Consider the following 22,737-nt stretch of genomic DNA (forward strand, 5'->3'; position numbering starts at 1 on the left):
ACGCTATTTGAATTAAAACTGCTGTATGTGTAAAATTAGTGCTACACTATACATAACGGAAAGTATATGCACAAAATTACAGTTTTCTAGTTCTAAAACAGAAAAGTAGCTCAATTTATTTAATCTTTATTTTGATTTTTGTGTATATTTTCTGCTTATTTGAAAGTGCAATAAAATTTAAAATGCTTCAAAATTACAAAAAGGTCAGTAAATTTGCACTAAAATTTAGTATAATTAGAAATAAGTTAAAAAAGAACACAGACACAAAAACGAATTTATTTTATCAAACCTTACTCTGTTTATGTATTCTTCTCAAAGTTTTAAAACTAATACTATATCTTTATTTGCTACGTCTGTATCAGAATCTATCTCCAAACCTATGTTAAAGTCGTTTCAAAACTCTCTTCAATCAAAGTTAGAAGCTCTTCAATCTTTTCAAGCAGAAATACAAGAGCAAAAAGAAATTACTATGGATAAATTTGAAGCTCAAAAACAACAACTACAAATATTAATTGTAGAAATTGCTGGCTTTTTGGATGACTTAATGCTTCCAATAGTAGAAAAAAATCCGTTTTACTTGGAGGATTTTATGATGTTTATGGAAGATTTTATTCAACAAATAGAAACGCAAATTAGACTGTTTACAACACTTTCTATATCTTCTCTACGTAAGCAAGTAGCCAAAACGTCGCAAAAGTTTGAAACAAAAGCTCTAAAAGATGCTTTTGAGCAAAAACAAGAACAAACCTTAGTGCAAACAGAACTTCTTTTACAAACACTCAATGAACAACTAATAACTATTCGTCATCGTATAGAAAAACAAAAGGACAAGTTTTTGAATAATGCACCTACTTTGTCTTTGCCAGCATTATCTATTTCTTCATCCGAACTAACTACTTTTTCTGAAAAAACAGCTTCTAATCTTGAGTTACTAACACAGGATATAAAGCGTTTTTTTATGTAATTTGAATCTTTATTTAACCAATTTTTATCATTTTTATTCTTCTATTTTTATGAAAAAACTAACTTTTTTAGCCTTATTTTTTATTTTTGTAGGCTTTTCATCTAAAGCACTTGCTCAATCTCCTGTGCGTTTGGGACTTAAATTCAATCCTATTCTTTCGTATGCACGAATAACTGATGAAGACAAAAAATCTATTGATGGCATCGAACAAAGCTCTAAACTAGGCTTTTCAGGAGGGTTAATGTTAGATTTTAATTTTTCTGAGCGTGCTGCTTTTCATACTGGTTTGCTTATCGTTTCAAAAGGATATGAAACAAGTTTTGAAGGAATTGATGTAACAACCAAATCAAAAATTACAGCCGTAGAATTTCCTCTAGCTCTCAAAATGCGTTCTGGAGATATTGCTGATGGACTTCGTATTCGTGGTCTTTTTGGAGGTCAGTTAGGTCTAAATGTGTCTTCAAAAACAATAACAGATATTGGTGGCTTTACTGAAGAAGACCGTAAGACAAGCAATTATTACCAACCACTAAGTGTTGATTTTTTGGTGGGTGCAGGTGTAGAATACGATATTGACAATGTAGGAACTTTAGACTTTGGACTTAGTTATCATAATGGACTTACCCGTTTCAATAAAAAGGATGAAGATGCTCAATTTCAAGCTAGAGCCTTATTGCATTATTTCTCTTTAGATATTGGTTTCTTTTTCTAAACTAAATCTCTTATAAATTTAAAAAAAAGAGTTTGAGCAATCAAGCTCTTTTTTTATTGTATAAATTTAAGAATTGACGTTATGGTTGTTTTTACATCAAAAAAATCTTTCAATTTTTAAATTTATTTCACTATATTTATTAAAATCACTTGATAAACAAGTCTTTAAATCTTTGCTTATGTATCTTGAAAAATAGTCAATTCCCCTTATTTATTTGACTTTATTTTTTTGATTCTCTTAACTTTTCTATGTCATTTAATCCCCTTTCGATTCTATTTGATGTTCCACATTATTTAGATTTACCTATTGAAGAACACAAAGATTTTGCTGTTACTTCTACTGCAGGTGTACTCGGTTTTTTAGCTCATATTGTGTTTTTTATACTCTTTTTTATATTTGAATCTCACTTTATGATGTATTTGAATATAGGAAGTTTATCGATTTTTGCCTGTATTTTTTACTTCAATAGAACTTTATCAAGAAACCCTACTCTTCTACTTATTTTAGCGAGTTTAGAGATACTTGTTCATGCTACCTTTGCTATTTTTTTATTGGGTTGGGAATCTAATTTTCATATTTATTTCTTTATTCCCATTTTAGCAGCTTTAGTTACATCTAAAACAAATGCTATTGTTGCTTACATTATTAATGCAACTTGCGTCATTTTTTATATTGCTCTTGCTATTTACACTAATTATGAAAGTCCAATAGCTCCTCTTTCCCAAATGGGAGCATTTGTTTTCGAAATTTTGAATATTATTAGTGTTTCTGTCATTGTAATTATTGTTACGATGTATTATAGTTATATTTCTAATGAATCTTCAAAAAAATTAACTCTATTAAATAGTAAGTTAAAAGACCAAAGCAATAAAGTAATGTCTTTTAATAATGAGCTGGCACAACAAACTGAGGAACTGCAAATCCAGTCTGAGCAGTTAGAGCAGGCTAATAAACATACAACAGATAGCATCAGATATGCTCTTCGAATCCAAGAAGCTGTCTTGCCTTCTCCTTTAGATTTAAGTAGTTTATTTGGAGAAAAAAATGTAATGGTTTTTTATAGTCCTAAAGATATTGTTTCAGGAGATTTTTATTGGGCAAAAGAAACAAATAATAATAAAATTATTGTAGTAGCAGATTGTACAGGACACGGTGTTCCAGGGGCAATGCTTACTATGATAGGAGAAAGTCTTTTGAATAATATTGTTTTAGAAAAAGGAATTACAGAACCAGCTTTTATTTTAGATGCCCTACAAGTTTATTTTTCTACTCTTTTTACAGGGAGTGTTCATAATATCCAAGATGGAATGGATGTTTGTATATCAACAATTAATTATGATACCAAAAAATTACACTTTGCAGGAGCTAGAAATCCAATCACTTATATTCAGAATGGACAAATGGAAACAATACAAGGTGATAAAATGAGTATTGGTAAATCTAAAATTAGTTCAAAATCATTTGATAAATTTACAGCACATCAAATAGATGTTGCTACTCCAACTATTTTTTATATGTACACAGATGGTTATCAAGACCAGTTTGGAGGAAAAGAAAATAGAAAGTTTTATAGTAAAAATCTAAGACAATTATTTTTTGATATTCATACTCTTCCTATTTTTAAACAAAAAACTCGTTTGAAAATGACATTTTTAGAATGGTGTAATTTTGTCAAACAGATAGATGATGTTACTATTGTGGGAATAAAAATAGATATGAATCAAGAGCAACAAACAATAAAAGAAACTGAATCAGAACGTTTATTTAGAGAAATAATGAAAGAGACACAACAAGAAAAAGAGTAAACAAAGTCAAATAAACCCATACCATTTTCAAAATAGTATAGGTTTATTAAAAACTAGACAATCATTTTTTCAATCGGAATAACCAAAATCCCCTCTGCACCTGCTTCTTGAAGTGCATCAATTTTTTCCCAAAAATCATCTTCATTAATTACAGTATGCACAGAAACCCAATCCTCATTAGCCAAAGGCATAATGGTTGGGCTTTTTAAACCAGGTAAAACTGAAATAATAGCATCCAATTTTGATTTTGGCGCATTCAAAAGAATATATTTATTTTTATTCGAACGTCTTACAGATTGCATTCTAAATAAAAGTTTCTCAAAATTCTTACGCTTTTCTCCATTAAAATCTGGATTGGCTACCAAAACAGCTTCTGATTTCAAAACCGTTTCTACTTCTTTTAGTCCATTGCTCAAAAGTGTACTTCCAGAACTTACAATATCACAAACGCCTTCCGAAAGACCAATACTTGGTGCAATTTCTACCGAACCACTAATCATGTGAATTTCGGCATTTACATTTTTTTCTTTAAAATATTCGCCCAATATTTTTGGATACGAAGTAGCAATACGTTTTCCATCAAAGAAAGAAACATCGTCATAAGTTGTTCCTCTAGGCACAGCCAAAGACAAACGACATTTTGCAAAACCTAATTTATCGATAAGCTCTAACTTTTTTCCCTTTTCAAGCATTACATTTTCGCCAATAATTCCAACATCAGCAACACCATCTTGTACATATTCTGGAATATCGTCATCTCTAAGAAAAAGAATTTCTAAAGGGAAGTTAGAGGCTTCTGCACGTAAGGCATTTGGACTTGTCGTGATTTGTATTCCACATTCTTTAAGTAAAGCAAGGGATTTTTCACTTAGTCGTCCCGATTTTTGTATTGCTATTTTTAAGCGATTTGAATTTTCTGTATTATTAGGCGACATAGATATTTATTTTCTGTGTTCTAGTGAGTAATTCTATTTTAATTATTGGTAGTTTTCCTTGAAATTTTACTTATTTTTCTATTTTAAAAAAAGCAAACTTACAAAAAAATAAAGTCAGAAGTAAAATAATAAGTAACTGGGCAAAATTATTTATAGGTTAACAAAATCTGTCTGACACCTCAAAGGTGTCTTGACAGTTTAAATTTCCATTTTCTAATTCTTTTCTAGATATGTTTTATTTTGCTCAGTTACTTACCTTTTTAAAAAAGATTAATCCACTAAGAACCTTGACAACTACGAATAAGTTTACTTTTATTCAAAAAACTCTTGTCTGTATTCGAAAAAAAGATGATTATTGATTGCTACATTTTTAATTTACTTCCCTACTGTAAAACAAAAAAGTATCTTTTATTTATTAAAATAATATTTTTTAGCCAAAAAAAGACACATACAATAAATATGAAATTTTTAAAAGTTTATTAAGTGTTAAACAAATACCAAAAAAGTTTTATTTCCCTACAAAAGAATACTTTTAAAGAAGGTTATCTGACAATTTTTGTGGAGCGTGTAACATGGGTAATTAAATTACAGCTCATTAATACACTTATTTGCCTTTTTGTTCCGTAGGAACTTGATATTGGTAGCAAAGTTAAGAAGCTAGAAACTGTATTCTGTTCTGTTAGGAACTACACATTGGTAGCATTTAGAATAGATAGTAAAAAATGCTATACAACTCCTACGGAGTAGATGAGTTTTAACGTTTCTATTTTTCTACAAAAATAAAACTCCTAACGGAGTAAAAATCAAAACTTTACAAAAATTGTCAGATGACCATAAAGAAATACTATATTTTTTTTTGCAAAACAAGGCTAACATAAAGGCTTAATAATCAAAGCTTTAAATCAAAATCAATCTCTACAAATTAAAAAAACCAAGCTCTTCCATTTTCTCCATACAACTCATTATACACACGATGAGCGATTTGAAAACCTCTATATTTTTCAGCAATTTTTCTTATTTTTTGGTGTAAACCTGTTTCTTCTTTATGAATCAATAGTTCATTTATTTCTTCTGCGATTCGTAGATATTCTTTTTCCGTAAATTCATTCATAATCGAACCAATTTTATACTTTTCTATCGTATCTGAATCATCTGAAATATTTGGTGTAATCACAACAGGCAATCCCATTGACCAATACTCACCCGTTTTGATAGGAGTCCCATAACGTTTTGAAGCAGCAGGTTTGAATGGAGTAACACCAAAATCTCCAAGACCAATGTAAGATGGAATATGCTCATGAAAAACAAACTTTGTAGTAACTATATTTCTATCCAAAGCACTAACTTTGCAATACAAATTTATTTCTTCTTCTTTATGTGATGTCAAAATCAAAACTCTAAATTTATCCCCCCAGTAGTTATGACAGACTTTCCAAAAATCAAATATTTCTTTTTCTAAATACGAGCTTCCAAATTTTCCTGCATATACACTAACTATTTTATCTTTCAATCCTAGCTCTTCAAGTAATTTGGGGTCTTTTCTTTTCTCAAAATCAAATAAATCTAAATCCACACAAGCAGGTTTTGATTCTAAACAACGGTCAGAAACATCTACTCCATAACGATTTTTTGCATAGTTTTGCATTTCATTGACACAAGGAATAAAAGCAGAGGCATGCCGAGCTTCCTGTTTCTCTAAATTCCAAAGAATCTGAAAAGCACGACTGTTTTTTGTCCAAGTATTACTTTCTAGCATTGTTTCTGCATGAGGTTCAAAACTATCAATGATTAGCTTTCTTCCTGTAATTTTGGATAAAATGAGTCCACCAGAACCTGCCGTTACACAAAAAGGATGTATAAAACGTATATTTTTTGCATAAATTATTTTTACTAAGGTACTAATTATTCGTGTCCAGTTGAGCATAGCACGAGTTCCGAAAGGATAATATGGAAAATCTAACAAATGAATATCAAATTGGTCTTGCAACTCTGTTTCAATCTGCTTTTTTTGCTCTTCGCTCATCTTAAAATGAGACTGTTCTAGTGTCATTAAATAAATTTTACTATCTTTTGGTAAATATTTTTTCATAATTTTGATGTATGGCAATGTATAAGTTTGCGTTAGTGCATCTCTAAATGAAAAAAACGTCGGTACAAGAATATGAGCAGGTTTCAAAATAGTGATTAGTGATTAGTGATTAGTGATTAGTGATTAGTGATTAGTGATTAGTGATTAGTGATTAGTGATTAGTAAAAAATTGTATTTCTATACTCATTGTTTTGAATTTGTTGTCATTAAAAAAAATAAATTCGTAATTCGTAATTCGTAATTCATTCTATACTTCTTAAATTCAGACTTCTAACTTTATATATCTATGAAATTCCTCACAAAATTAAGTGTATTATTTACATTTTCCTTATTTGCTATTTTATTAATGGCTTGTCAAACCGAAGATATTATGAAAAAAGTAGTTGATGTTACTTGGATTCGTTCTTTTGAAGATGACAAAGATGGTACACAAGCCTATCGACCAGAAACGTATGAATTCCCTCCTGCTCGTGGTCGTGAAGGTTGGAGATTTGAAGAAGATGGAACTCTCAAAAAACAAGCCATTGGAGCAACAGATGCATATGTAACTAAAGAAGGCAAATGGACTTTTACAAATGAAAACAATAAAAACACTGTGAATATCATACTAGAGGATCAGAAACAGAGTTACGAAGTTATCTCAGCATCTGATTCAATTCTTTTTGTAAAACCAATAGAAGAAAATTAAATTTATTGATATATTTTAATAAATGCAGCGACAATACATAAGTAGTCTCTGCATTTTACTTTTTACTAAAAATTCATTTATGAAGTACTCTACTTTCAGAATACGCATTTATACCATTATAGAACGTGGCGAAAAACACGACAAAAAAAGTGTCTATTTTGATTATTTCATCATTGTCTTAGTTCTTTTAAGTGTAATTTCTACCATTTGGGAGTCTTATCCAAAAGCAAGTAGCGAATACGGCGAGTATTTTAATATATTTGAAAATTTTTCTATTGCTATTTTTACAGTAGAATATTTGCTCCGTCTTTGGACTGCTCCTCTCAAATATCCTCATTTGTCAGCTTGGAAAGCCTATCTAAAGTATATTTTTTCTTTTATTGCTTTGGTAGATTTACTTGCTATTCTTCCATTTTACTTACCTTTTTTGGGAGTAGAAGATTTGCGATTGTTGAGAATGATGCGACTTTTACGTCTTTTGCGTGTCTTCAAACTAAACCGTTATTCTCGTGCTTTAAATCTAGTTTATGATGTCTTAAAAGAGAAAGGAGAAGAGCTTGTTACAACTGTCTTCTTTGCCTTGATTTTACTTTTAGTTTCTTCTACCTTGATGTACTATGTAGAACACGAAACCAATCCAGAAGGATTTCCTAATATTATCGCTACGCTTTGGTGGGCTGTTGTTACCTTGACTACGGTTGGTTATGGCGATGTTGTCCCTGTAACAATGCTAGGAAAAATACTAAATGGAGCAACTGCTCTTATCGGAATTGGTGTAGTAGCACTTCCAACCAGTATTTTGAGTGCTGGTTTTTTAGAAAAAGTCGAAGAACGTAAAAAAGCTGAAAAAGAAGCAAAAGAACAAATCGAAAAACAGCTTTTACAAGAACTTAAAGAACGAAATGGAGAAGTAGAAGAAAAATCAGAAAATTCTACAACTCATTCTACAACTCTTTGTTATTGTCCTCATTGTGGAGGGAAATTGCCTGAGATGGAATAATTTTGATACTTTATAAAATAATAATAATGAACTTTTTAAAAATTTACATTTTTCTATTGATAGTTATCACAACATCAAGCTGTTCTTTTCAACCTAAAAGCAATAACACCAACAAAACACTTGATTGCAGTGAGATGATTATGGATTCTCCTCGTTGTGATGACTGCACTGGGTATTTTGGTTTATATAGTGTCGATTTCTATGGAATAGGAGATAACAGCAATAGAGCAAGTGGAGGTATTTATCGAATAGAAAATAATACAATTAAGGATATTGATGGAGGTTCTTGGTTTGTAAATGATTTGGAGTTCTGGAAAAAAATGAATGGTTACGGACATTTAGGGTTTGGAGGAAACAAACCTAATTTTGATGAATATTGGGGAAAGACTGTTCGGATAAGCTTGGGTGGTAATAAAAAAGAAAACATTGATAGCATCTCTACACAAATTTACCTACCAAAAAAAGTAAGTGTAGATTTTAAAATAGGCACAGAAAAAGTTTCAAAAGAAAATTATTATGAACCAACAAAACTAAAAAAAGGAAATAATATAACAATTAACTGGAGTAAAGATGAAAAGTATAAAGGGCAAGTGCTAATTACGATGAGATTTAATAAACCTTTAAATTATACACTAAAAACCACCAACGAATTTAGCGATATTAGCTTAGGACAAACTTGGACTCCAAAAGGAACAATGAAAAGAATTGTTAGAACTACCTGTAAAACAGACAACGGAAAATTTATAATGACTTCTCAATGGTTTGAAGATATTGATTTCAAAGAGGTTGTTTGGGTTTATTTATCAAAAAGGACTTCAAAAAAAATTAAGACTGACCAAAATACGTTCATGATTTTTAGCGATTATGACGTACATAAAAGTTTTAGAATTGATTAACAATCTATAATACTGGTGTAGAATTAATTGTCTGTAATTGTGTCTTTGATGTCTCTAATAACAATTTTACACACTCAAATCAAGTCTAATAATTAGGAACAAGTATTGAATACAACTCGTATAAGTCCATTTATGACTAAAGAAGAATATAAAAACCTAAGCCAAGAAGAAAAAACAAAACATTGGTTAGGCATATTGCATCAAGAAATGCGTTGGAATGTAGAAAGTGGTATTGACGCATACTATATTTTTTCTAAAGAATGGTTAGAAGAAGTCAGAACAATAGAACCAAATATAAAATAAGTAATAGAGGAGGTTATTGAAAAATACTGGAAAAACTATTGGAATGAGCAAAAGATATGGGAAGCCTTGAAGATTTGATTTATATATTATAAAACCCTTTACCTCCTAAAAAAACCTGTTTATCTAACTTAATTTACATATTATCAATAATTTACTTAGATAATTGATAAAAAATGCTAACTTAGACTTGTAAAGTTTAAAAGAAGCATGTACTTTGCCTAATAAACCTTAAAAATAGGAGAAATTAGATTTTAAAAACGACAAAACAACTTAAAACTTCCCTTATGTCTTCAAATATGGGCGAAATAGAAATAGCCGAACTACGCAAACTGACGACTTTTATTCAAGAAAAGTTCGATTATAATTTTAAAGATTATGCTATGTCGTCTTTTCGCAGACGTATTAAACGGATGCTTGATTTGTACAAACTTCAAACTGTCGACGAGCTGATTCATATTATGAACACTAAAGAAGGCTTTTTTGAAGAGTTTGTTTCAGAACTGACTGTAAATGTTACTGAAATGTTTCGTGACCCTACATTTTGGCGTGTCTTGCGTGAACACATCATTCCAAACATTATGCTCAATCACAACAAAATAAGTATATGGCATGCTGGCTGTTCGTCTGGAGAAGAAATTGTTTCTATGTCTATTGTCTTAGATGAAATGGGAATCTTAGATAAAGCAAAAATTGTAGCGACAGATATTGACCGTTCTATTATTGCAAAAGCAAAAGAAGGGCGTTACCCCCTCAAACACATGGAAGTAAATCGTAAGAATTATTTGCGTTATCAAGGCAAGTATTCTTTAGAAAAATATTATACTGAAGTAGGCTCAGAAGCTGTCATTAATAAAGCTCTTTTAGAAAATGTATCCTATCGCAAACACGATTTGGTACAGGGAAGTGTTTTTTCAAAGTTTGATTTAGTTTTATGTAGAAATGTAATGATTTATTTTAATCAAACACTTCAAAATCAAGTTTTGCATCGTTTGCATGAGAGTTTATTCAAATATGGTTATTTAGTAATTGGTTCGAAGGAATCTTTAATTTGGTGTGATATTGCACACAAATTTATTGTAGTTAATAATGAAGAAAAAATTTACAAAAAAATAAAAGATTAAATTACTAATTTCCTTCTTAGTTTTCCTCTTAACAATTCTTTATTATACAAAATTGATAGGTAGGTTAGAATAAACAAATTAAAAGCTAATTTTGAGCTAAATGGTAAAAGAAACACATATTACAGATAAATACAAGGCAGTTGTTATCGGTGGATCAGCAGGAAGTTTTCAGCCTATTGTTCAGATTCTTTCGTCCATTCCCCGTGAATTTCCGTTGCCTATATTTCTGTGTTTGCATCGGCTCAAACATGTCCGTCATGGTTTTGTAGAAGCTCTTTCTATTAAAAGCCAAAAAGATATTATTGAGCCTATGGACAAGGAAAGTATAAAAAAAGGAATCGTTTATTTAGCTCCAGCCAATTATCACATGGCAGTTGAGCTTGGTAATTCTGTTTCTCTCAATACTGAAGAATTAATAAATAATTCTCGTCCTGCCATAGATATTACTTTTGAGTCAGCAGCCTATGTATATCGTGACAAACTTATTGGTGTTTTGCTTTCAGGAGCAAATAAAGATGGTGCAGTAGGAATGCAAAAGATAAAATATCGAAAAGGTCTTACCATTATTCAAAACATTGAAGAGAGTATGATTAATGCAATGCCTTTAGCTGCAAAAAACATCGTAGATATTGATTATGAACTAAAAATAGAAGAAATTATAGCTTTTTTATTAAAAATAAATAAAGTCTATCAGCAATAAAATGTAAAGTACTCTTTGGGGTGCAAAAAAGTTAAAATATTTAAGAATAAATGAAAAAACTCTTTCAAAATAGTATTTGGTTTGGTTTGGCTGCAGGAATATATCTCATCGGTATTTTCGTGTCTGGGTTTTTCTTACTTCAATTAAGAGAAACAATTGAAAAAGCTTCAATTGCAGATGAAAATAGTAATTTGTTGATGGGTTTTGTATTTTTCGAATTACTTTTAGGATTTGTTTTGATGTTCGCTTTTTATGTTCGATGGCAACGCAAACAAGCACAAGGAGAGGTAATTTATGTAGATAGATATGTAAATGAAGAAACAAATGAGTCAGAAACTCAAACCAAAATTTTAGATTGGAATACACAGAGAGAAATTTTATCAAAACTTCTCAAAAATCCAAATAAGACACAGTTTTCAAATGATATTCTCAAACATATTTGTAATGAACTAGAAGCTGTTTCAGGTGCTTTTTATGTAGCTCATACAGATACAGAATTGAGAAGAATTGAACTCGTTGCTGCTTATGCGTTTGCATTACCTGATAGCCAAACCTTATTTTATGAGTTTGGAGAAGGAATCGCAGGACAAGTAGCCAAAATAGGACACAAAACATATATTAGGGATATTCCAGAAGGGTATCTAAATGTACTTTCAGGCTTGGGAGAAAGCCAACCATCTGTTTTATTAGCTGTGCCTATTCAACAAGACAATACAAAAAAAGAAGTAAAAGAAAACCCAGTAAAAGGAGTGATTGAATTAGCTTCTTTTAAAGACTTTACTGATTCAGAAAAAGAATATATAGATAAAGTTGCTGATTTAATAGCCAAACATTTATAAAGTTTAAAAATTATTAGTTACTTTTAAAAATAAATCTAAATATTTAATTCATCTTTATGCTCAATCGATTCAGCATTCGTAACAAAATCACGATAGTACTTTTGGTAGTAGTGCTTGCTGCTGCATTTGTGCTTAGTTACGTTTCTTACGATAAAGGAAAAGAAGCTGTCGAACAGCGTTATTGGCAAAACCTTAAAGTAATCAATACGCTAAAAAGCAAAGAAATTCAAGGTGTTTTTTCTCAAATTACCTCTCACATTGGCTTACTTCAAGAATATTCTTCTGTATTACAATCGCTTCGAAAAGTCAATACAATTAGCGAAAACAACTATACAGACACATTACAAAGTCAACTTCGTAATAAATTAGACGAGTCTTTATTGCCTTTTCAAAGAGCTTATAACTATCCAAATTTGATTTTAGTAAATAAAGATGGACGAATAGTTTATAAAACAAATTCAGCAGCAGATTATCTTATTTTTGGTAGAATTTATGACCGTTATCAAGTTCTTTTGACTCATGCTAATGACGGTATTTACTTCAATGAACCAAGAATAGCAAAAGAACTCTCAGGTACACCTAGCCGTATGGAAGCGATTGCTACAATTAAAGACCCAGAACAAAACTTTATTATCATCGGCTATATTATTGCCGAATTAGATATGCAAGAGGTTTATGATGTTGTTGCAGACACAACAGGATTAGGACAAACAGGAGAAATTGTGTTGGGAAGACAAAAAAGTGCTACTACAATTACTTTCTTAAATGACCTAAAATCACAGCGAGCAAATACTCCAAAAATTACTGGAGATGGAAAAGCTGAAGGATTAGAAAGAGCATTAAAGGAAAAAACAACAGGGTACGGATTTTCGATAGATTATAAAGGAAGTGAAACTCTTGCAGCATGGAATTATATTGAGCCAGTAGGTTGGGGAATTGTTACCCAAGTAGATAAGAATGATGTAGATAGTGATTTGAATGGGCTTGTTTATGCCTTTATTTTTACTGGATTTGTTATTATTGTTGTTGCTGGAGGTCTTGCTTTTGTCTTTTCTACTATGCTTACTCGCCCTATTGAGCGTTTGCAAGTTGTTTTAGGAATTGTAGCAAAAGGAGAATTGCCAAAAGAAATAAAAAAAGAAACCAATGATGAAATTGGTCAGATGACAGAAGCCGTTAATAATTTGGTGCAGGCTCTAAAGCGAACGGCAGATTTTGCGTATCAAATTGGAAAAGGAAACTACAGAGCTTCTTTTCGTCCGATGGGAGATAATGACACGTTTGGTAATGCATTGATTACGATGCGAGATAGTATTCAAGATGCAGATAGTAAAGACAAACAAAGAAACTGGATTGTTTCAGGTGTAGCAGAAGTTGGACAGATTTTGCGTGAATATCAAACTATTGAACTTCTTTCAGAAAAAATTATTGCTTTTATTACAGAAAAAATAAATGCTGTTCAAGGCAGTTTCTATGTCGTAGAAGAAGACGAAATTACACAAGAAAGTCATATAGAAATAAGTGCTACGTATGCCTATCACAAAAGAAAATACCTTAAAAAATCGTTTCGTTTTGCAGAGGGATTAGTTGGGCAGGCAGCCATAGAACAAGATATTATACTTCGTACTGAAATTCCTGACAATTACATGACAATTAGTTCAGGACTTTTGGGAGAACAAAAACCAAAGGCTTTACTTATCGTTCCTCTTATTACAGATGAGAAAGTATATGGTGTAATGGAATTTGCAGGACTGTCACGTTTTACAGATACAGAAGTAAATTTTGTTCGTGAGATTAGTATTATCATTGCAAGAACAATTTTCAATATAAAAGTCAATGACCGTACTATTTCTCTTCTCCAAGAATCTCAACAAATGAGTGAAGAGCTTCAATTACAACAAGAAGTATTGCGACAAAATGCAGAAGAAATGGAATCTACACAAGAAGAACTCCGTAAATCTAATGCACGACTAGAAGAACAAGTATTAGAAGTAAATCGTACTCAAAAACGTATGCAGGTTTTATTAGAAAATGCCTCAGAAGTAATTACGATTTATGAAAAAAATGGAAAAGTTCGTTATATAAGTCCGTCTATTGAATCTATTTTAGGCTACGAACAATCCGAACTTATCGGAACAAACGATGTAGAAAATGTACAACAAGCAAGTAAAGAAACCTTTAGACAGCTTTTTGAAAATCTTTTGGAGCATCCAGACGAAAATATAACTATTCAATATGAATATCGCAAGAAAAATGGAGACCCTGTTTGGTTGGAAGCAACAGGAACAAATCGTTTGAGTGACCCAGCCATTAGAGGTATTGTTATCAACTCTAGGGATATTACAGAGCGAAGACGTGCCGAACAAGAATCTCGTATGCGTGGACAAATGCAAGCCTTATCTGAAAACTCGCCTGACCTTATCATGCGTATAAATCCAGAAGGAAAGATTTTTTATGTAAATCCAACTATCAAAAATCTAACAGGACTAGAACCATCTACACTGACAAATAAGATGATGAGAGGTTCACAGTTGCCTGTTGCTATTGTCAAGCGAATTGAAGAAATTACAGAAAAAGTAAACCGTACAGGAAATAAAGTACTCAGAGAACTAGAAATTGATTCGGTTGCAGGAGAACGTGTAATGCAAACAACAGCTATTCCAGAATATAACGACCAAGCCTATTTAGAATCTATTTTAGTGGTTTCTCATGATATTACAGAACGTAAACGAACTGAATTTGAGGTAAGAGAAACCAATCGTAAAATTTCCGAAAGTATCAATTATGCAAGACGTATTCAAGGTGCTATTTTACCTGAAAGCCGTCATTTGCAAAGTATTTTTCCAGATTCATTTATATTCTATAAGCCTAGAGATATTGTAAGTGGAGATTTTCCATGGTACGTACAAAAAGGCGACAACGTATATATTGCAGCCGTTGATTGTACAGGACATGGAGTTCCAGGAGCATTAATTTCACTAATTGGATATTTTATTCTAAATGAAATTTTGAGTTCTAGTCAAACGGTTCTTTCTCCTGCTCAAATATTAGATAGACTTAATAAAGGAGTCGCTCAAACGCTACGACAAGACACAGAAGGAAATACCAAAGACGGTATGGACATTGCGCTTTGTCGTATTAATAGAAAACAAAATAAAGTGGAATTTGCTGGCGCACACCGTCCGTTGTATGTTTTGCCACAAAAAGGCGATTTGATACAACTAAAAGGCGATCGAAAACCGATTGGGGGGGGGGCTATTTATAGTGCAAGTAATGATTTTAGTAATCACAGCCAAACTATATCTAAAGGAGATTCAATTTATATATTCTCTGATGGTTTGCCAGACCAGTTTGGAGGAAAAGAAGATAAAAAGTTTTCATCAAAACAAATTAGAGAAATTTTGGTAGAAAACAGAACACAAAATATGGAAGAAATGCACGTTACTTTCGAAAACCGTTTTGAAAAATGGATGGGAAATAGTAAGCAAATTGATGATATTTTGATGATTGGTATTAAATTTTGATAACCTTATTTGAAATTAAAGAAAAAATCAAGGTGTTTTTTAAAGTTATTTTAAATCTCTCTTTGTTCTTCTAATAATTTATCCTAACTTAAAGGCATGTTTAAAAAGAAAGGTGCATAACAAGAACAAGTAAAAAAAAGAGGTTTTGTATAAATAGTGTTGATTTTCGCTAAAAACCCTTTTTATTTGGACAAAACCTTTGCTTAGAACATTATTTTCTATGTACATTTGTTAAACTGACTTATTAGAAGGTTTATCAATCCAAATATTTTATTCAAATATTTTATACAGAACTAAAAATATTTTTAAAGATACTCTCAAGACATTTAAGCCACTAATTATGAAATATATTTATGACTTACATAAAGTTATGCTCAAACAAAGCTTGCTTTTGGTATATGAAGGCGAGTTTAATCAAGAAATAACAAAGTCAGTTTTGGCAATGGCAGAACGTAATATGGATTCCTTTGGCGAGCAGCGCAAAGTCAAAACAAAGGTTTTTAATGTCATGGTAGAATCTTTGCAAAATATTGTAAAGCACTCTGAAAGTTATCAAGAGGAAATTTATGGAAAAAATAATGCAATCTTTTCTTTAGCCAAAACAGATGATTATTATTTTGTACTGTCAGGAAATCCACTCTATACAGGAGAGGTCGAAAAACTAAAAGCAAGGTTAGAAGAAATTAATTTAATGGATGCTGACCAGCTCAAAGAAGAGTACAAAAGAATTATCAAAAGTAAGCCTCGTGGAGAACTTTCGGATAAAGGTGGAGCAGGACTTGGTTTTATTGATATGTCAAGAAAGTCAGGTAACAAAATTCGTTTTGACTTTGAGAAAATTAATGATGAACTTTCATTTTTCTCTCTTCGCATGACAATTTCTCGTAATCTTTAATAAAAGAAGACTTTTAAATAAAAAAGATATTTCAAAAATACAGTCAATTTAATTTGACACTATATTATTTCAACTTACAACTCATTTTAGCAATTTATACTAAATATACTCTATAAAGAATATGGACGTAATCAACTTAGAACCGACAGAAGACACTCCAAAAGTAATCTTAGACAAAGACCGTCAGGTATTCGAAATATCTGGTCGTTCTCTTCCTGAAGATGCAGCCGAATTTTATCAGCCTATCTTAGACTGGCTTGATGAGTACGAAAATCAAGTAAACCCAGATACCAAGTTTATGTTTAAGTTAGAGTACTTTAATACAGCCTCTTCAAAACTTATCTTAGATATTCTTTCTAAGCTAGAAGAAATTGAAGGTGCATCTGTAATTTGGTATTTTCACGAGGATGATGAAGATATGGAAGAAGCAGGAGAAGAATTTTCTGACCTTGTAGATATTCCATTTGATTTCAAAACCTATTAAAATGAATAAAGTAGATTATCAAAATACATTTATTTTTTGATAAAAAACTATCTTAACTATGCCTTTATATATAGAATTATTTTTTAATCCTATATAAAATAATAGAATATAATAATTGAAGTAACGTAAATATCATTTGTACTTTCTATTCTTATACCTATTATAACCAATGATTTACTTTTTATAGGGTAATTTCGCTCAGAGTGTTCTCTATTCGAAGTTTGCCCTTTTATGCCTTTTGAGTAAAACTATTTTCTATTTAGAAAATTATTCATACCATTATAACATAGTACTACCAAAAGAAAGATAAAGAATAGAATATGAGTGAGGAAATACTAAAAGCCCTAACCCAATTATTTGCAGTTGTCTCTAAACAAGACGGTGGCGTATCAGAAGCTGAGCGTAATTTTGTTATTCGATTCTTCGAACAAGAATTAGACAGAAAAAGGCTTAGTGAATATGTTACGCTCTATGACCAGTATGCAGAATTTGGAGTAGGAGGAGAAGATAAAGAAACTCAAAAAGGCGAAGAAGCAACAGCAGAAAATCCTGAAGATATAGTAATAATAACAGAAGGGAAAACTCCTGAAGAAATAGAGCAGCAGGAGAAAGATAAAGCTAGGGCAATAAAAAGAGCAGCTAGAAAAGCAAAAAAAGCAGCAGAAGGAGGAAGTAGTGGTAATATTCAGCTAAAAGATAGTATGCGTACTTTAAAAGTATGTAAGAATATCAATAAAACACTTGCACAAAAACAAAAAGTAATTGTTACATTCAAGATTTTGGAGATGCTTGCCGTCGACAGAAACTTTAGTAGTCATAGATTAGAAATTATCAAAACAGCTTCTCAAATCTTCAAAATACCAAAAGAAGAGTACGAGCTAATGGAAAATTTTGTTATGTCAACAGATTCTCCTCAAATGTTTGATTCTCCAGACCTGTTAGTTTTTGATGAAGAAGCTCCTCCAATAGAAAGTAGAAAAAAATTCATTGATTCAGGGCTTTTAGATGGCGAAATTGTGTTTATTCGTCTGAAAAGTGTTGATTTATACTTCACAAAGTATAATGGAAATGATGAGATTTTCTTAAATGGTCAGCTTGTCAAGAAAGATACGATTGTTCTTTTCTCAAATGGTAGTGTTTTCAAAACACCAAAAGGTGCGCCTCTTTATTATAGTGACTTAGTTACTCGTTATAATGATACAGCACAGCAAAACCCTATTTCATTCAATGCTATTAATTTAGACTTTCGTTTTCCAGACGGAACTATTGGTCTTCGAAATGTAAATATAGCAGAAGGTCCAGGCAAACTCCTAAGTATAATGGGAGCAAGTGGAGCAGGAAAAACTACGCTTCTCAATGTTTTGGCTGGTTTGGAGAGTCCATATAAGGGAGAAGTTCGTATAAATGGTTTTAATCTTCATACAGAATCTGATAAAGTAGAAGGTGTAATTGGCTATGTTTCTCAAGATGATTTATTGATAGAAGAACTTAGTGTTTATCAAAATTTGTATTACAATGCCAAACTTTGTTTCAAAAACCTTAGTGAAGAAGAGTTAGATGCTCGTGTAATGGAGGTTTTGGCAAGTTTAGGATTAGATAGGATTAAAGATATTACTGTTGGTAGTGTTCTGAATAAAATGATTAGTGGAGGGCAGCGTAAACGTTTGAATATTGCGTTAGAGCTTATTCGTGAGCCTGCTGTCATGTTTGTGGATGAGCCTACGTCGGGTCTTTCTTCCCGAGATTCTGAAAATGTAATTGACCTTTTGAAAGAACTTTCTCTCAAAGGAAAACTCATTTTTGTAGTTATTCATCAGCCTTCATCAGACATTTATAAAATGTTTGATAAAATGATTTTGCTAGATACAGGTGGTTATCCTATTTATTATGGAAATCCTGTTGAAGCGATTGCTTACTTTAAGCGTGCAACTAATCAAGTTGGAAGTGATAATGGACAATGCCAAACCTGTGGTACTGTTACGCCAGAGCTTTTATTCAATATTATTGAAGCACGAGTAGTAAATGAATACGGAGAATATACAGGTGTCAGAAAAATTGCTCCTGCTGAATGGAATGACCTTTACAAACAAACTCATTCTATTACACCAGTAGAAACAGTCAATGAGCCACCACCCAACTCATTAAGTATTCCTTCAAAGATAAAACAAGCTGCTATTTTTACGACTAGAGATTTTCTCTCTAAGATTAGTAATACGCAGTATATGATGATTAATTTATTAGAAGCTCCTTTGCTTGCACTTTTACTTTCTGTAATTGTTCGTTTCAAAAATGCAAAAGATGCCGAAGAGTATGTTTTTAGATATAATGATAATGTTCCTGCTTATATGCTAATTGCTATTATTGTTGCTCTTTTTATGGGACTGACAGTAAGTGCAGAGGAAATTATTCGGGATAGGAAAATTCAAAGGCGAGAATCATTCTTAAATTTGAGTAGAATGAGTTATCTGACTTCGAAAGTAGGTATTTTGTTTACCCTTTCAGCTATTCAAACGCTTACTTTTGCGCTCATTGGTAATACTGTTTTAGAAATTCAAGGCATGTACTGGCAATATTGGCTTGTTTTATTTACTATTTCTTGCTTTGCAAATGCCTTAGGATTGAATATTTCAGCTTCTTTCAATTCGGCCGTAACTGTTTATATATTGATTCCACTTCTTTTGATTCCTCAAATGATTTTGAGTGGTGCAATTTTTAGATTTGACCAGCTTAATAACTCTATTGTAGAAAAAGGACGTATTCCACTTATTGCCGATTTTATGGCTTCTCGTTGGGCGTATGAGGCATTAGCTGTCGAACAGTTTAAAGATAATCCTTTCGAAAGGCAGATTTTTGATGTAGAATTTGAGATTAGTCAGTATCAACATAAAGCTAATTTTTGGATTCCTAAAATGCAAGAAATTCTAGACCGAGCAGCTAATTATGCAGAAAGCGCACAAAATGAAACGGCTGATTCAGTTATGGTTTTACTTCAAAATGACATTGCCCTCCTTCACCATGAGTGGGAAAGTGAGAAAGTAAATGAAATACTTGACCGTTTGAAAATTCAAGCTGAAGACATGGAACTCTCTTCGGAAGAACAAAAACTATTAAATATTGACTTAGATAAAATGCTTCAAATCATAGAATTTGATAGGGCAATGGCTGATAAATTAAAGGCTGTGTTACAAATGATTCGTGATAAAGCATATAACCCTATATTTGTTGCTGCTAATGAACGAAAAGATAGTATCATCAATGCTATGGAACAAGACCCATCAAATAAACTATCAGTAGTTGATTTGAAAAATAAATACACAAATGAATACTTGGAGTCACAAGTAAAAAATGAGATGATAAAAGATAAGTATGTAGAAGGAAATGGATTTTTGGTACAACAAACAGATCCTATTTTTGCTATTCGTAATCCAAATAATATTTCTAATCCTTTAGATTATCGTACTCACTTTTATGCTCCTGAAAAACATTTCTTTGGTCGTTATTTTGACACTATGTGGTTCAATGTACTTGTCATGTGGGCAATGACTATTTTCCTACTTATTACACTTTATTTTGAATGGCTCAAAAAAATAATTGATATACTTGGAAGCATTAGCTTTAAAACGAAGAAAAAATAACTTTAGGTTATTACTTGATTTTTCTAATAGATTTACTAAATTTAGTTTATTATTTCACTTGCTCTTGCGTTTGAAGTAGGCTAAAAATTAAAATTCAATTACTTTAGATATTTTGTTTTACATAAAATCAAATTTGCTAAGTAATACATTAACCAAAAAGTTATATTAAAATTATTTCAATTACGCCAATACTCTCTTATATGAAACATTTATTTTATTCTATCTATATTAGTTCTCTCAGCACTTTATCTGAGAAAAAAATGCTTTCTATGAAAAAATTACCACTCATCGCTTTTGTGCTTACTTTTGGTCTTTTTACACTTACATCTTGTGATGACAAGCCAAAAGAAGACTCTACTGAAACTACAACAGAAGCCAATGCAGGCACTACGGACTCAGGAGCTGACGAAGATATTTTAGCACCAGGAGTTATGAATGATATTATTCAGTCAATTCCTTCCCCTTTAGAAGTTTCTATTTTGATAAAAGATTTAGGAACAGATTATCACAAAGATAATTTGAGTAATCCTGATTTGGTAGATAATTATACCAATAACTACAAAAAAGCTCTAAACTTAGGTGTTTATAGTACAGATTTGGGTTATGCTAATATTTATGAAAAAAATCAAGATGCTCTAAACTACCTTAATTCTGTCAAAAAATTGGCTGATGGACTTAATATCGGACAGTTTTTTGACTATACGACCATCAAAAAATTGACTCAATCAAATAAAGATTTAGATTCTCTTTTACAGCTTACTACTCAAAATTTTGAGAAAATCAATACAGAACTTCGTAAACAAAAACGTGAGTATTTAAGTATTCTTATCCTTACTGGGGGTTGGTTAGAAGCAAATTATATCACATCTTTAGTGTATAAAGAAAGTAACAATGCAGACCTAAGAGAAAAAATAGGAGAGCAAAAACTTGTTTTAAATCGAATTCTTTTAGTTTTGAATGTATATAAAAACAAACCTAATTTTAGTGGTTTCATAGCTGATTTGGAAGAACTCAAAAAAGTGTATGAAAACGTAGAAATTGTAGAAAAAGACGGACAACCAAAAATGGAAGTAGTAAATGGTGAAATTGTCATTACAGATACAAAAGAAACGGTCGTTAATATTTCCGAATCTGATGTACAATCTATCAACAGTTTGGTAGCTTCTATCCGTAATAAAATTATTAGTAATTAAATTGCACCATAATTTGAGGTGTATAAATGTAATCAAAAAGTGTCTTTATTAGCTTAAAAAGGTGTTTTTAGCAAGAAATTACTAGAAATTCTAAGATTGGACGGTTTTTTGATTACATCACATGGAAGAAGCGTATATACTAAAAATAATAATCAATAAATAGTTATTGATTATTTGAAAGATAAATTAATAAATAGACTAAAATTTATCTTTACCTTTACCACTCTTCTAAAATGTAATAAAACCTTTAGTATAATTTGAGTATGATTTATTAGGTTAGGAGAAACGTTTCTTTATTTTTATCTATCTTTTTTACTTTTGGAAAAGTATTTGCAACATCACTCATTATTAACCTAATTGTTACATTAATTATACTATTTCCTAATTCCTAATTGAACAAGTTTTTGTCCAAATAAGCAAAACGTATGAAACATTTATTAATTCTTTTCTGTGCTTTTTTCTTTGTCGCATTTGCAGCTACTGATGCTCAAGCGCAATGTAATACTGACCTTTATAACAACCTTGCGCTCAAAAAGCTTGCTCCAGGTTATACATTTGTCAAGAGTTACCGTATTGACGGTAAAGGAGGACAACGTAAAAAAATTGAATATACATGTGTATTCAGTAAAGGTACTGATTATATGATTCGTATGGCAGGTAAAGATGGAGGCCCAAATGGTCTTATTGCTACTCTTTATGACTCTCGTCGTTCACAATTAGCAACAAGTTACCTTAATAATAAGTATTATGATGGTTTGACCTTCAAATGTGCTTCTACTGGTATTTATTATTTGAGTTTTACTTTTAAAGATTCAAATAGCTATTGTGGAGCAGCCGTTTTAGGCTTCCGTCGCTAGAAAGTTAGAAACTAACTCACTACCTATATAGAAAACTGTACTAGAAAAATAGTACGCTAATTGTATGAATTAGCCAAAAATTAACAGAGCAAAAGAG

At 31.3% G+C, this 22,737-nt stretch carries 18 protein-coding genes; 16 read left to right on the forward strand and 2 right to left on the reverse strand.

The annotated features are described in order from the left end of the window. Nucleotides 1–379 precede the first annotated feature (379 nt). The 3 genes from ACE193_RS06415 to ACE193_RS06425 all read left to right on the forward strand — a co-directional run bounded on the left by ACE193_RS06415 (nucleotide 380) and on the right by ACE193_RS06425 (nucleotide 3,481). Complete coding sequence (locus tag ACE193_RS06415) at nucleotides 380–964, forward strand: hypothetical protein (RefSeq protein WP_375562181.1); 585 nt, start codon at nucleotides 380–382, stop codon at nucleotides 962–964. A gap of 49 nt (nucleotides 965–1,013) precedes the next feature. Then, entirely contained in the window at nucleotides 1,014–1,676 is a 663-nt protein-coding gene (locus tag ACE193_RS06420) for a porin family protein (RefSeq protein ID WP_375562182.1), read from the forward strand. Nucleotides 1,677–1,924: 248 nt separating this feature from the next. After that, on the forward strand, nucleotides 1,925–3,481 hold the full coding sequence (locus tag ACE193_RS06425; RefSeq protein ID WP_375562183.1) for a PP2C family protein-serine/threonine phosphatase: 1,557 nt from the start codon (nucleotides 1,925–1,927) through the stop codon (nucleotides 3,479–3,481). A gap of 53 nt (nucleotides 3,482–3,534) precedes the next feature. On the opposite strand, the gene hisG is transcribed toward ACE193_RS06425, so the two are convergent. Together hisG and ACE193_RS06435 are read right to left on the reverse strand one after the other, a co-directional pair. Beyond that, on the reverse strand, nucleotides 3,535–4,416 hold the full coding sequence (gene hisG / locus ACE193_RS06430) for an ATP phosphoribosyltransferase (protein WP_375562184.1): 882 nt from the start codon (nucleotides 4,414–4,416) through the stop codon (nucleotides 3,535–3,537). A gap of 922 nt (nucleotides 4,417–5,338) precedes the next feature. Then, nucleotides 5,339–6,505 (reverse strand): glycosyltransferase, encoded by a 1,167-nt coding sequence (locus tag ACE193_RS06435; protein WP_375562185.1) that lies wholly within the window; start codon nucleotides 6,503–6,505, stop codon nucleotides 5,339–5,341. 286 nt (nucleotides 6,506–6,791) lie between these two features. Here ACE193_RS06435 and ACE193_RS06440 point away from each other — a divergent pair, with 286 nt between their 5' ends. The 13 genes from ACE193_RS06440 to ACE193_RS06500 all read left to right on the forward strand — a co-directional run bounded on the left by ACE193_RS06440 (nucleotide 6,792) and on the right by ACE193_RS06500 (nucleotide 22,640). Next, nucleotides 6,792–7,193 carry a hypothetical protein gene (locus ACE193_RS06440; protein WP_375562186.1) on the forward strand — a complete coding sequence of 134 codons (402 nt, stop codon included), beginning with the start codon at nucleotides 6,792–6,794 and terminating at the stop codon, nucleotides 7,191–7,193. Nucleotides 7,194–7,272: 79 nt separating this feature from the next. Next, nucleotides 7,273–8,193, forward strand: coding sequence for an ion transporter (locus tag ACE193_RS06445; RefSeq protein ID WP_375562187.1), 921 nt, complete (start codon nucleotides 7,273–7,275; stop codon nucleotides 8,191–8,193). A 26-nt stretch (nucleotides 8,194–8,219) separates the two neighbouring features. After that, the gene (locus ACE193_RS06450; RefSeq protein WP_375562188.1) at nucleotides 8,220–9,089 is read left to right on the forward strand and encodes a hypothetical protein; all 870 of its coding nucleotides are present in this window, start codon (nucleotides 8,220–8,222) and stop codon (nucleotides 9,087–9,089) included. 132 nt (nucleotides 9,090–9,221) lie between these two features. Continuing rightward, a complete protein-coding gene (locus ACE193_RS06455; protein WP_375562189.1) occupies nucleotides 9,222–9,392 on the forward strand; it encodes a hypothetical protein in 171 nt (56 codons plus the stop codon). Between the two features lie 284 nt (nucleotides 9,393–9,676). Next, nucleotides 9,677–10,513 carry a CheR family methyltransferase gene (locus ACE193_RS06460; protein WP_375562190.1) on the forward strand — a complete coding sequence of 279 codons (837 nt, stop codon included), beginning with the start codon at nucleotides 9,677–9,679 and terminating at the stop codon, nucleotides 10,511–10,513. A gap of 100 nt (nucleotides 10,514–10,613) precedes the next feature. Further along, nucleotides 10,614–11,213, forward strand: a complete 600-nt coding sequence (locus tag ACE193_RS06465; RefSeq protein WP_375562191.1) for a chemotaxis protein CheB — start codon at nucleotides 10,614–10,616, stop codon at nucleotides 11,211–11,213. Between the two features lie 50 nt (nucleotides 11,214–11,263). Beyond that, nucleotides 11,264–12,052: a GAF domain-containing protein gene (locus ACE193_RS06470; protein ID WP_375562192.1), complete on the forward strand. Its 789-nt coding sequence runs from the start codon at nucleotides 11,264–11,266 to the stop codon at nucleotides 12,050–12,052. A gap of 56 nt (nucleotides 12,053–12,108) precedes the next feature. Continuing rightward, nucleotides 12,109–15,576, forward strand: coding sequence for a PAS domain S-box protein (locus tag ACE193_RS06475; RefSeq protein ID WP_375562193.1), 3,468 nt, complete (start codon nucleotides 12,109–12,111; stop codon nucleotides 15,574–15,576). 340 nt (nucleotides 15,577–15,916) lie between these two features. Beyond that, on the forward strand, nucleotides 15,917–16,471 hold the full coding sequence (locus ACE193_RS06480) for a SiaB family protein kinase (protein WP_375562194.1): 555 nt from the start codon (nucleotides 15,917–15,919) through the stop codon (nucleotides 16,469–16,471). 121 nt (nucleotides 16,472–16,592) lie between these two features. Next, the gene (locus ACE193_RS06485) at nucleotides 16,593–16,955 is read left to right on the forward strand and encodes a DUF1987 domain-containing protein (protein WP_014798847.1); all 363 of its coding nucleotides are present in this window, start codon (nucleotides 16,593–16,595) and stop codon (nucleotides 16,953–16,955) included. A 320-nt stretch (nucleotides 16,956–17,275) separates the two neighbouring features. After that, on the forward strand, nucleotides 17,276–20,590 hold the full coding sequence (locus tag ACE193_RS06490; protein WP_375562195.1) for an ATP-binding cassette domain-containing protein: 3,315 nt from the start codon (nucleotides 17,276–17,278) through the stop codon (nucleotides 20,588–20,590). A gap of 200 nt (nucleotides 20,591–20,790) precedes the next feature. Continuing rightward, a complete protein-coding gene (locus tag ACE193_RS06495) occupies nucleotides 20,791–21,783 on the forward strand; it encodes a hypothetical protein (protein WP_375562196.1) in 993 nt (330 codons plus the stop codon). A gap of 425 nt (nucleotides 21,784–22,208) precedes the next feature. Then, on the forward strand, nucleotides 22,209–22,640 hold the full coding sequence (locus tag ACE193_RS06500) for a hypothetical protein (protein ID WP_375562197.1): 432 nt from the start codon (nucleotides 22,209–22,211) through the stop codon (nucleotides 22,638–22,640). Nucleotides 22,641–22,737 lie beyond the last annotated feature (97 nt).

Source organism: Bernardetia aquimarina (assembly GCF_042180575.1).
Lineage (GTDB): Bacteria > Bacteroidota > Bacteroidia > Cytophagales > Bernardetiaceae > Bernardetia.

Excerpts from the sequence above, each read along its gene's own strand:
- ACE193_RS06415 (WP_375562181.1), top strand. The coding sequence starts at position 380 with ATGTTAAAGTCGTTTCAAAACTCTCTTCAATCAAAGTTAGAAGCTCTT.
- ACE193_RS06420 (WP_375562182.1), top strand. The coding sequence starts at position 1,014 with ATGAAAAAACTAACTTTTTTAGCCTTATTTTTTATTTTTGTAGGCTTT.
- ACE193_RS06425 (WP_375562183.1), top strand. The coding sequence starts at position 1,925 with ATGTCATTTAATCCCCTTTCGATTCTATTTGATGTTCCACATTATTTA.
- hisG (WP_375562184.1), bottom strand. The coding sequence starts at position 4,416 with ATGTCGCCTAATAATACAGAAAATTCAAATCGCTTAAAAATAGCAATA.
- ACE193_RS06435 (WP_375562185.1), bottom strand. The coding sequence starts at position 6,505 with ATGAAAAAATATTTACCAAAAGATAGTAAAATTTATTTAATGACACTA.
- ACE193_RS06440 (WP_375562186.1), top strand. The coding sequence starts at position 6,792 with ATGAAATTCCTCACAAAATTAAGTGTATTATTTACATTTTCCTTATTT.
- ACE193_RS06445 (WP_375562187.1), top strand. The coding sequence starts at position 7,273 with ATGAAGTACTCTACTTTCAGAATACGCATTTATACCATTATAGAACGT.
- ACE193_RS06450 (WP_375562188.1), top strand. The coding sequence starts at position 8,220 with ATGAACTTTTTAAAAATTTACATTTTTCTATTGATAGTTATCACAACA.
- ACE193_RS06455 (WP_375562189.1), top strand. The coding sequence starts at position 9,222 with ATGACTAAAGAAGAATATAAAAACCTAAGCCAAGAAGAAAAAACAAAA.
- ACE193_RS06460 (WP_375562190.1), top strand. The coding sequence starts at position 9,677 with ATGTCTTCAAATATGGGCGAAATAGAAATAGCCGAACTACGCAAACTG.
- ACE193_RS06465 (WP_375562191.1), top strand. The coding sequence starts at position 10,614 with ATGGTAAAAGAAACACATATTACAGATAAATACAAGGCAGTTGTTATC.
- ACE193_RS06470 (WP_375562192.1), top strand. The coding sequence starts at position 11,264 with ATGAAAAAACTCTTTCAAAATAGTATTTGGTTTGGTTTGGCTGCAGGA.
- ACE193_RS06475 (WP_375562193.1), top strand. The coding sequence starts at position 12,109 with ATGCTCAATCGATTCAGCATTCGTAACAAAATCACGATAGTACTTTTG.
- ACE193_RS06480 (WP_375562194.1), top strand. The coding sequence starts at position 15,917 with ATGAAATATATTTATGACTTACATAAAGTTATGCTCAAACAAAGCTTG.
- ACE193_RS06485 (WP_014798847.1), top strand. The coding sequence starts at position 16,593 with ATGGACGTAATCAACTTAGAACCGACAGAAGACACTCCAAAAGTAATC.
- ACE193_RS06490 (WP_375562195.1), top strand. The coding sequence starts at position 17,276 with ATGAGTGAGGAAATACTAAAAGCCCTAACCCAATTATTTGCAGTTGTC.
- ACE193_RS06495 (WP_375562196.1), top strand. The coding sequence starts at position 20,791 with ATGAAACATTTATTTTATTCTATCTATATTAGTTCTCTCAGCACTTTA.
- ACE193_RS06500 (WP_375562197.1), top strand. The coding sequence starts at position 22,209 with ATGAAACATTTATTAATTCTTTTCTGTGCTTTTTTCTTTGTCGCATTT.